This is a genomic window from Rhodovulum sp. PH10 (assembly GCF_000293785.1).
Taxonomy (GTDB): Bacteria; Pseudomonadota; Alphaproteobacteria; order Rhizobiales; family Xanthobacteraceae; genus Rhodoplanes.
In genome coordinates this window covers 1-9,071 of sequence record NZ_AKZI01000197.1, presented here as the reverse complement: position 1 = coordinate 9,071, position 9,071 = coordinate 1, and the positions used below count along the sequence as shown (strand labels likewise).

General features: G+C 69.8%; 6 protein-coding genes and 1 pseudogene. 2 read left to right on the top strand and 5 right to left on the bottom strand.

All coding sequences use genetic code 11. The features are described 5' to 3' along the window. Window positions 1-177 precede the first annotated feature (177 nt). From A33M_RS21240 to A33M_RS21225, 4 genes are all read right to left on the bottom strand, one after another. Window positions 178-426 carry an exodeoxyribonuclease VII small subunit gene (locus tag A33M_RS21240; protein ID WP_008391828.1) on the bottom strand — a complete coding sequence of 83 codons (249 nt, stop codon included), beginning with the start codon at window positions 424-426 and terminating at the stop codon, window positions 178-180. 97 nt (window positions 427-523) lie between these two features. Then, window positions 524-1,930 (bottom strand): cation diffusion facilitator family transporter, encoded by a 1,407-nt coding sequence (locus A33M_RS21235; protein WP_008391826.1) that lies wholly within the window; start codon window positions 1,928-1,930, stop codon window positions 524-526. A gap of 387 nt (window positions 1,931-2,317) precedes the next feature. Then, window positions 2,318-3,526, bottom strand: coding sequence for a 3-oxoadipyl-CoA thiolase (gene pcaF, locus A33M_RS21230; protein WP_008391824.1), 1,209 nt, complete (start codon window positions 3,524-3,526; stop codon window positions 2,318-2,320). 207 nt (window positions 3,527-3,733) lie between these two features. Beyond that, entirely contained in the window at window positions 3,734-5,773 is a 2,040-nt protein-coding gene (locus tag A33M_RS21225; RefSeq protein WP_008391822.1) for a BCCT family transporter, read from the bottom strand. Window positions 5,774-6,152: 379 nt separating this feature from the next. Here A33M_RS21225 and A33M_RS21220 point away from each other — a divergent pair. Continuing rightward, window positions 6,153-6,917 (top strand): annotated as a pseudogene (locus A33M_RS21220) (Bug family tripartite tricarboxylate transporter substrate binding protein); the annotation flags it as partial. A gap of 541 nt (window positions 6,918-7,458) precedes the next feature. Then, window positions 7,459-8,445 (top strand): ArdC family protein, encoded by a 987-nt coding sequence (locus A33M_RS21215; protein WP_052027169.1) that lies wholly within the window; start codon window positions 7,459-7,461, stop codon window positions 8,443-8,445. 363 nt (window positions 8,446-8,808) lie between these two features. On the opposite strand, the gene A33M_RS21210 is transcribed toward A33M_RS21215, so the two are convergent. Further along, window positions 8,809-9,071, bottom strand: a 263-nt coding sequence (locus A33M_RS21210) for a hypothetical protein (RefSeq protein ID WP_040622426.1), incomplete at its 5' end; no start/stop codon positions are given.

The following is a 9,071-nucleotide window of genomic DNA, read 5'->3' as shown; positions in this document are numbered from 1 at the left end:
CACGGCACGGCCTCCACCTCTCCCCGGCGGGGAGAGGTCGGACCGCGAAGCGGTCCGGCCAAGGGGGACCTCGAGCAAATCACCGAAGCATACGCCCCTTGGCCCGTCGAGCTGCGCTCGCCGACCCTCTCCCCACGGGAGAGGGTAAGAACCCGAGCCGTTCAGCCGGAAACCGTATCACTCCACGTCGAGTGGCTCGGTGCCCTTGGGCTTGCCGGCGGCGTCGAGCGTGATCTTCTCCACCCGCGCCTCGGCCCGGCGCAGCAAATCCTCGCAGCGGCGCTTGAGCGCCTCGCCGCGCTCGTAGATCGCGACCGACTCCTCGAGCGGCACCCGGCCATCCTCCAGCCGCGCGACGATCTGCTCGAGCTCCTCCAGCGCCTTCTCGAAGGGCAAAGCGGCGACGTCGGTCTTCTTCTCGGTCATCGGCAGACCTCTCGTTCTTGGTGGTCTTCTTGTCGAGCGTCCGGCCGGCGGCCACGGACGGCCCCGGTTCTCGCACACGCCGGCGGCGAGAAAAAGCTCACCGGCCGGCCATCGCCAGCGGCGGCGCCGAGGCGTCGGCCTGGCGCGGCTCGGCATGGCCGATCACACGCCGGATCGCCGGGTATCGTTTCCGCAAGCCGCGCTCCAGCTCGTCGACCGCCTCGTGCACGTCGAGCACGCTGCGCGCCGGATCGATGTGGCAGTGGAACACGACGATCTCTCCGCCCGGCGTTTCCCGAACCCGCACGTCGTGCACGTTGCGCAGCGCCGGATTGTCGATCGCGAGCGTCGCGAGCGCCCGGTGCAGCTCGGCGACCCGCGCGGGCTCGGCCTCGCGGCCGGGCAGCTGCGGCGCCTGCAGCGGCTCGATATGGGTCTCCACCTCGACGGTCGGGCCGAGCTCGGCCGCCACCGCCTCCTCGAGGCCGGTGGCGATCTCGTGGGCGCGGCCCATCGGCAGGTCGGCGTCGACCTCGAGATCGAGCGCGACCGCCAAGCGGTCGCCGATCGCCTGGACGGTGAGGTGATGCACCGCGAGCCCGCGATTGCGGGCGATCACCATGATGCGCTCCTGCACGCTCTCGTCGTCGAGCGCGACCGGCGTGGTCGAGACGGTGAGGTCGGCGTCGCCGAGCGAGCGCTCGACGGTCGCCTGGAGCTGGCCCTCGAGCGCGGCGACGCGGTCGAGCGGCATGGTGCGCGGCACCGCGATGGCGGCGTCGACGAAGTGGCGCGGACCGACCATGCGCACCCGGAGCCGCTCGATCCGCACCACCCCCGGCACGGCGGTGATCATCCGCGCGACGCGGTCGCGGATGCCGGGCGGCGCGGTGTCGATCAGCGCCAGGATGGTACGGCGGCTCATCCGCATACCCAGGCCGGCGACGATGGCGGCGACCGCGAGGGCGGCGGCGGCGTCGCCCCAGGCATGGCCGTAGGCTGCGAGCACCAGGCCGACGATCACCGCGACCGAGCTGTAGATGTCCGACGTGAAGTGCAGCGCATCGGCCTCCAGCGCCTGGCTGCCGGTTTCTCGCGCCGTCTTGCGCAGCGCCCAGGCGCGCCAGCCGTTGATCACCATCTCCACCCCGAGCACGGCGAAGGGGATCACCGAGAAGACCGGCGGCGGCGCCTCGGTGCGAAGCCGCTGCACCGCCTCCACCGCGACGCCGCCGGCGAGCACGAACAGAAGCGCCGTCTCGGCGAGCGCGGCGAGGCTCTCCACCTTGCCGTGGCCGTAATGGTGCTCGGCGTCCGGCGGCTTGTCGGAGATGCGCACCGCGAACCAGGTGACCAGCGTCGCGCCGAGATCGATCAGGCTGTGCAGCGCGTCGGAGATCAGCGCGAGGCTGCCGATCGCGATGCCGACGACGAACTTCGCGGCCGCGAGCGATCCGCTCGCGACCACCGACACGGCGGCCACCCGCTCCTTCTTGCTCAACATGGGCGTCTTCCGATCTCGTCCGGCAATCGCATCCGTGCGCGCGGTGCCAAAGCACCGGCGCCGATCTCGCCTCCAGGGAGAATAGCGGATCGTCGGGGGAATTTCACGGCGGCCGCCGACAGCACGGGGGCGCGGAGCGCCGTTGGGACCTCGGTTTCGAGACGGTGCCCCACGGCCGGAAGCGGCGACCGCCGGTCTTCCTCTCGCCATTCAATTGAGGCGCAACCAAGCCGTAACGCGGTCGACTGCCGATTTTGTCACAGAAGCGTGGACGCACGGCCTCAGCTTACCATGCGTCCCGAAGCCGGGGCCTAGCCCGAACAGCCGGATGCGCGACTCCCTGCACGAGGGCGCGACGGGTGCGAGGGCGCGAGGGGCGGGCTGCGCTCACACCCGCTCGACCGCCAGCGCGACGCCCTGGCCGATTCCGACGCACATGGTGGCGAGGCCGAGTCGCCCGCCGGTCGCCGCGAGCTGATGCACCGCCGTGAGCACGATGCGGGCGCCCGACATGCCGAGCGGGTGGCCGAGCGCGATCGCCCCGCCGTTCGCGTTCACTCGCGGGTCGTCGTCCCGAAGGCCGAGGCCTCGCAGGCAGGCGAGCGCCTGCGAGGCAAAGGCCTCGTTGAGCTCGATCACGTCGAAGCTTTCGACGTCGCGGCCGAGCCGGGCCAGAAGTTTTCGGGTCGCCGGGATCGGGCCGAGCCCCATCACCCGCGGCGCGACGCCGGCCGACGCCATGCCGAGCACGCGTGCCCGCGGTGTCAGGCCGTGTTTCCGAACAGCCGCCTCCGAAGCGAGGATCAAGGCGGCTGCGCCGTCGTTGACGCCCGAGGCGTTGCCGGCGGTGACGGTGCCGTCGGGGCGCACGATCGGCCTCAGCTTGGCGAGCTGCTCGGGCGTGGTGTCGGCGCGCGGATGTTCGTCGGTGTCGATCGGTTTCGGCCCGGCCTTTCCGGCCGGCACCGAGACCGGCACGATCTCCTCGGCGAAGAAGCCGCGCGCCTGCGCTGCCGCCGCGCGCTGCTGCGAGCGCAGCGCGAACGCGTCCTGGTCGGCGCGGGAGATGCCGTGATCCTGCGCGACGTTCTCGCCGGTCTCCGGCATCGAGTCGGTGCCGTAGGCCGCTCGCATCGCCGGATTGACGAACCGCCAGCCGATCGTGCTGTCGAAGATCTCGGCCGCCCGCTGGAACGGCTCCTGCGCCTTGCCCATCACCAGCGGCGCGCGCGTCATGCTCTCCACGCCGCCGGCGATGCACAGGCTCGCCTCGCCGAGCGCGATGGCGCGGGCCGCCTGGCCGACCGCCTCGAGCCCCGAGCCGCACAGCCGGTTGACGGTGACGCCCGGCACGCTCTCCGGCAGCCCGGCGAGCAGCAGCGCCATGCGCGCGACGTTGCGGCTGTCCTCGCCGGCCTGGTTGGCGCAGCCGAAAAACACCTCGTCGACCGCCGCCCGGTCGAGGGTTTGGTGGCGCGCCAGCAGCGCGGCGATCGGCGCGGCGGCGAGGTCGTCGGTGCGCATGCGGGCGAGCGCGCCGCCGTAGCGGCCGATCGGCGTGCGCACCCAGTCGCAGACGAAAACGGCATGGTCCATGAAAAAGCCCCCCGAACGGAAAAAGTCCCGCGGCCGGTTCTCGCGCGACGCCGGCCGTTCGGCTGCATGATACCGGTAAAACGGATAGGGAGTGCGGGAATTTTGCCCCTCTCACCGCGGCGGGTCGCCGCGTTGCCCCTTTGCGGCGGGGCGCCGCGACGGCTCGCCGTCCCGGCGGACGGCGATGCCGGTCGGGCGGAGCGGCCGTCAGGCGGAGCGACGGCGCGATTGGCGGAAGCGGGCGTAGCGGTTCAAGAGGTCGTTGATGATCTGCTCGTGGGTGAAGCCGGTCACGTCGTGCGACTGCTCGCTCTCGGAGGATTCGGCGATCGCCCGATAATGGCGGCGGTCGGTGTCGTGGCTGCGCCGCGTCTCGACCCAGGCGAAGCTCGCCGCCCGGTAGCCGCGCGCCCGGATGGTGTAGGCGAACACGCCGCGCTCGCCGTGCGGCACCGTCAGCTCGATGCGGTCGTCCTGCCGCAGGAAGCGTGGCTCGAGATGGTTCTCCCGCATCTGCGCGGCGACCGCCTCGAGCGCCGGCGCCGCGGTGTCGGCGAGGAAGGTGAGGACCTCGCGCTTCTCGTGATAGTGCGTGATGCTGGTGAGTCGCTGCTGCCAAGTGACGCCGAGATCCTCGTCCGGGCCGTCGTCGGCGGTGGAGAGGTCGGCCGGCACGCCCTTGCCCTCGGTCTGCAGTGCGCGCAGGAGCCCGTAGCAGATGAACACCATCACGATGGCGAACGGGAGCGCGCTGGCGATCGCCGCCGTCTGCAGCGCCTTCAGCCCGCCGGCGACCAGCAGCACCGCGGCGACGACGCCGGCCGACACCGCCCAGAACACGCGCTGCCACACCGGCGGGGAATCGACGCCGCCGGAGGTGATCATGTCGATCACCAGCGCGCCGGAATCGGCCGAGGTGACGAAGAAGGTGACGATCAGCAACACCGCGATCGCCGAGCTGACGGTGGCGAGCGGCAGGTGCTCGAGCGTCTCGAACAGCGCGACCGGGAGGTCGTTCGCCACCGTCGCGGCGAGCGGCGCGGCGCCCGACAGATCGAGCGCGATCGCGGTGTTGCCGAACACCGTCATCCACAGGAAGGTGAACAGCACCGGCACCAGCAGCACGCCGGTGACGAACTCGCGGATGGTGCGGCCGCGCGAGATGCGGGCAATGAACATGCCGACGAACGGCGACCAGGCGATCCACCAGCCCCAATAGAACAGCGTCCAGTTGCCGAGCCACGGATTGGGCTCGTAGGCGTACATGCGGAAGGTACGCTGCACCACCGCGCCGAGATAGGCGCCGATGTTCTGCACGAACGCCTGCAACAGAAAGATGGTCGAGCCGGTGACCAGCACGAAGGCGAGCAGCGCCACCGCCAGCACGATGTTGATCTCGGAGAGCCGCTTCACGCCGCGATCGAGGCCGAGCACGACGGAGGTGGTCGCCATGCCGGTGATCACCGTGATCAGCACGAGCTGCGCCGGCAGCCCGGTCTCGATGCCGAACAGATGGGCGATGCCGGCGTCGATCTGCAGGACGCCGAGGCCGAGCGAGGTGGCGATGCCGAACATCGTGCCGAACACCGCGAAAATGTCGATCGCGTGCCCGATCGGCCCGTGGATGCGGTTGCCGATCAGCGGGTAGAGCGCCGAGCGGATGGTGAGCGGCAGCCCGCGGCGAAAGGCGAAATAGGCGAGCGCGAGGCCGACCACGATGTAGATCGCCCAGGCATGCAAACCCCAGTGGAAGAAGGTGAGCACCATCGCCTGGCGGGCCGCGCCGATGGTGTGGCCCTCGCCGACCGGGGGCGAGGCGTAATGCTGGATCGGCTCGGCGACGCCGAAGAAGATCAGGCCGATGCCCATGCCGGCGCTGAACAGCATCGCGAACCACGAGACGTAGCTGTATTCGGGCTCGCTGTCGTCGGCGCCGAGCCTGACGTCGCCGTAGCGGCTGAACATCAGGAACAGCACGAAGATCAGAAAGCCCGCCACCGCGACGATGTAGAACCAGCCGAAGTCCTGCACGATCTCCGATTGCAGCAGCGTGAACATCTGGGCGGTGGCGTCGGTGAACACGGCGCCGAGCAGCACGAAGCCGATGATGAGGGCGGCCGAGACGTAGAACACCGGCGGCACGACCTGTATCTTGGGGGAGCCCACGGCGGCGGCGACGTCGCTCGCCGGTGCGCCGTTCAGGGTCGGTTCGCTCGGCTCGGCCTTCTTCACCATCGTGACGGTCATCTGTCCTCCCGGTCGGGGTGCATGTCGGGTCGGTTTATGGCCTCGGCGGGCGAGGAACAAGTCCGGGTTCCGCAACGGAGGGTTTTCGCGGATTTGCCCCGCGAGGCGATGGCGCGTGGTGCTCGCCGCGCACGCCTGCAATCGTCGGTCGTGATCCCGCGCGCCGAAACGGTGAGACTACGTAGGTGAAACCGAAGACGCGGAGGTTTCGGCCCGAGCCGCATCCGTGCGTCGAGACGATGCCGAACGACGGCGATTTGGTCGATTTCATCCCGTCCTCCGCGTCCGATCCCGCCCTTCATGGCAAGCTGCTGGTCGAGAACCGGAGCGGTTGTTCGGCGTCGAAAAGGCGATGTGATACCGACGCCGGCCGGGGGCGGGCGGAACGATCGGCGCCGAGATGGTCGCGCGTGCGGCGCCCGACGGCTACACCGTGCTGGTCGGTCCCAATGGCCCGCTGGTCAACAACCATTTCATTCAGGCGAAGGTCGGCTACGACACGCTGAAGGACCTCCTGCCGCTCGGCATCACCGGCATCACGGCGCACGCGCTGGTGGTGACGCCGTCGCTCGAGGCGAAGACGGTGGCGGAGTTCGTCGCGCTGTCGAAGACGTCGCCGATCGGGGTCGGCACCAGCGGCTATGGCAGCGCGACGCACTTCACGCTGGCGCGCTTCGCCGCCAAGACCGGCGCCAAGGTGACCCACATCCCGTATCGCAGCGGCGGCGCGCTGATGCCGGACCTGATCGGCGGCAACCTGCCGGCGGCGATGACCGAGGTGTCGATCCCGCTGCCGCTCCATCTCGACGGCAAGGTGCGCATCGTCGCGGTCGCCTCGGCGGAGCGGTCGCCGCTGGCGCCCGACGTCCCCACCATGATCGAGAGCGGCGTGCCCGACTTCATCGCCGGCAGCTATGTCGGCCTGCTGCTGCCGGCCGGGGCGCCGAGCGGCGTGGTGGAGAAGCTGCAGAAGTCGCTCACCGTCGCGTTGGCCTCGAGCGCGGTGCGCGATCAGTTCGGCAAGCTCGGCATCCAGGAGGTGTCGCCGGAGCTGACGACGCCGGCGGGCTTCACCGAGTTCCTGCGCAAGGACATCGAGTTCTGCCGCGGCGCCGCGGCGGCCGCCGGCATCACCCCGAAGTGAGATCGTCTCCGTCGTCGCGCGGCCGGGCCGGCGCCGTTTCGTCGCGGCGTCCGGTCGGGCAGCTGCTCGGCAGTGTGACGAGCGGGCGGTGTGACGAGCGGCGGTACTGGTTGCTCGCCTCGCCTCGCCTCCGCGTGGCGTCGGCGAAGGAGCGTGTGGCGGACGGGCGTGTCGTTGACACACGCCGCCTTTTCGTCCGACTTGGAGCGTGCGGGACCGGGCAGCGGTCCCGCCGTGCGCGCCGAGAGGGCGGCCGAACGCGGAGGCCATGACGATAAATCAAAGGCATAGATTCTCCGTCGCGCCCATGATGGATTAGGATGAAACACTTTATATTTCAATGACTTGGTAGGGAGTCGTGTGCAAAATTTGCACACGTATGTTCTGCTTTTCTTTCCTGTCCGTTCTCCCGACACGGTCTCCGGGAGTCGCCGAAACGGCTCTCCGTCGAGGCGTTCAGAGGAAGAGTTCGGCGGGTTCGCCGTGACGGGATTGGAGGCCGAGAGAGAGGCTCTCGGCCTGCCCGTCATGGGGATGCGCCATGACTCGGATGCAGGCGAAGGCCGCGGCTCGCGGCAGAACCACGAACGACCGGACCAACCTCTACGAAGAGATCACGACGAAGATCATCGCGGAGCTCGCGGCCGGCCGCGTGCCGTGGGTCCAGCCGTGGGGATCCTCGGCGGTGCGGGCGCCGCTCGCGCTGCCGAAGAACGCATCGACCGGACGGCGGTACTCCGGGATCAACGTGCTCATTCTCTGGGGCGCGGTGGTCGCGCTCGGGTTCGCGTCGCAGAGCTGGCTCACCTTCCGGCAGGCGCTCGCGCTCGGTGGTCACGTCCGCAAGGGCGAGCGCGGGACCACGGTGCTGTTCGCCGATCGCTTCGTTCCCGACCGCGAGCGCGAGCGGGCGCGCGAGACCGGCGAGGACGCGCAGGCCATCCCGTTTCTGAAGCGGTTCACGGTCTTCAACGCGGAGCAGTGTGACGGCCTTCCCGAGGGGGTTGCGGCAGCGGCTCCGCCGGTCGAGATCGGCCTGATCCTGCCCCAGGCCGAAGCTCTGATCCGCGCGACCGGGGCCGACATCAGAATCGGCGGCGATCGCGCCTTCTACGACGTGATGGCCGACACCATCCGAGTGCCGCCGCCGCAGGCCTATTTCGAGCCGGTGAACTGGCATCGGACCGCGCTGCACGAGCTCGGCCACTGGTCCGGCGCCGAGCGCCGGCTGGCCCGCGACCTGTCCGGATCCTTCGGCTCGAAGAAGTACGCCCAGGAGGAGCTCGTCGCCGAGATGACGGCGGCGTTCGCGTGCGCGTCGCTCGGCATCGTGCCGACCGTGCGGCATGCCGACTATCTCGGCTCATGGCTCGATGTGATGCGGGAGGATAACCGCGCCATCATCCGGGCGGCTTCGGCGGCGTCCAAGGCGGCCGATTATCTGCTCGCCTTCCGGCCCGACTGCGAATTGCCCGGTGACATCGCGGTTCCGGATCGCTGCCTCACCAGCGACATGCAACCGCTTTGATCCGAACCTCCAGACGTCTGGACCACCGGAACGACCGCTCTCGGTCCGATTTTTGCGGGGGCGCCACGTTCGAGACGTCCCGACACGCGTCTGCCGACTCGACCACCTCTCCCACTCGTTGCTTGGCAGTGTGCTCCCGACGCGTCTCTTCGGACGGCTCGTCGGGTCGTGCACGAAGGCCGAGGCTCGGAAACGAGGAAGCCGGGGAGGCCCCGGCTTCCTGTCACCGTCGATCGTAACCGTTCCCGAGAAACGTCCACCATCTCTCGATTTCGAGTTCTTCGACGGCGGTGGCGGGCGATCTCGCGATCGCGCGCCTCTCGGGACCGGCGGTGCTGGCGCCGGCCACGATCTCGTCTCGTCTCAGGTCGCGTGGCTCGTTGCCGTCGTGTCGGCGTAGTTGGTCCGCATCTGCTCGCTGACGCCACGAACGCGGGCGGGGGCGGTCTCGCGGGTCATCAGGCCGCACGCTGTCGAGACGACGCCGAGCGACATGAAGATCAGTGCCGGGCCGATCCAGCCGACCGCCCCGTACACGGCGGTGGCGATGAACGGCAGGAAGCCGGCGATCAGCGACGTGCCGTTGTAGCCGAGCGAGATGCCCGAGGAGCGCACATTGGTCGGGA

What these genes read in the sequence shown, in the direction of transcription:
- A33M_RS21240 (WP_008391828.1), bottom strand. Translation starts at nt 426, where the DNA reads ATGACCGAGAAGAAGACCGACGTCGCCGCTTTGCCCTTCGAGAAGGCG.
- A33M_RS21235 (WP_008391826.1), bottom strand. Translation starts at nt 1,930, where the DNA reads ATGTTGAGCAAGAAGGAGCGGGTGGCCGCCGTGTCGGTGGTCGCGAGC.
- pcaF (WP_008391824.1), bottom strand. Translation starts at nt 3,526, where the DNA reads ATGGACCATGCCGTTTTCGTCTGCGACTGGGTGCGCACGCCGATCGGC.
- A33M_RS21225 (WP_008391822.1), bottom strand. Translation starts at nt 5,773, where the DNA reads ATGACCGTCACGATGGTGAAGAAGGCCGAGCCGAGCGAACCGACCCTG.
- A33M_RS21215 (WP_052027169.1), top strand. Translation starts at nt 7,459, where the DNA reads ATGACTCGGATGCAGGCGAAGGCCGCGGCTCGCGGCAGAACCACGAAC.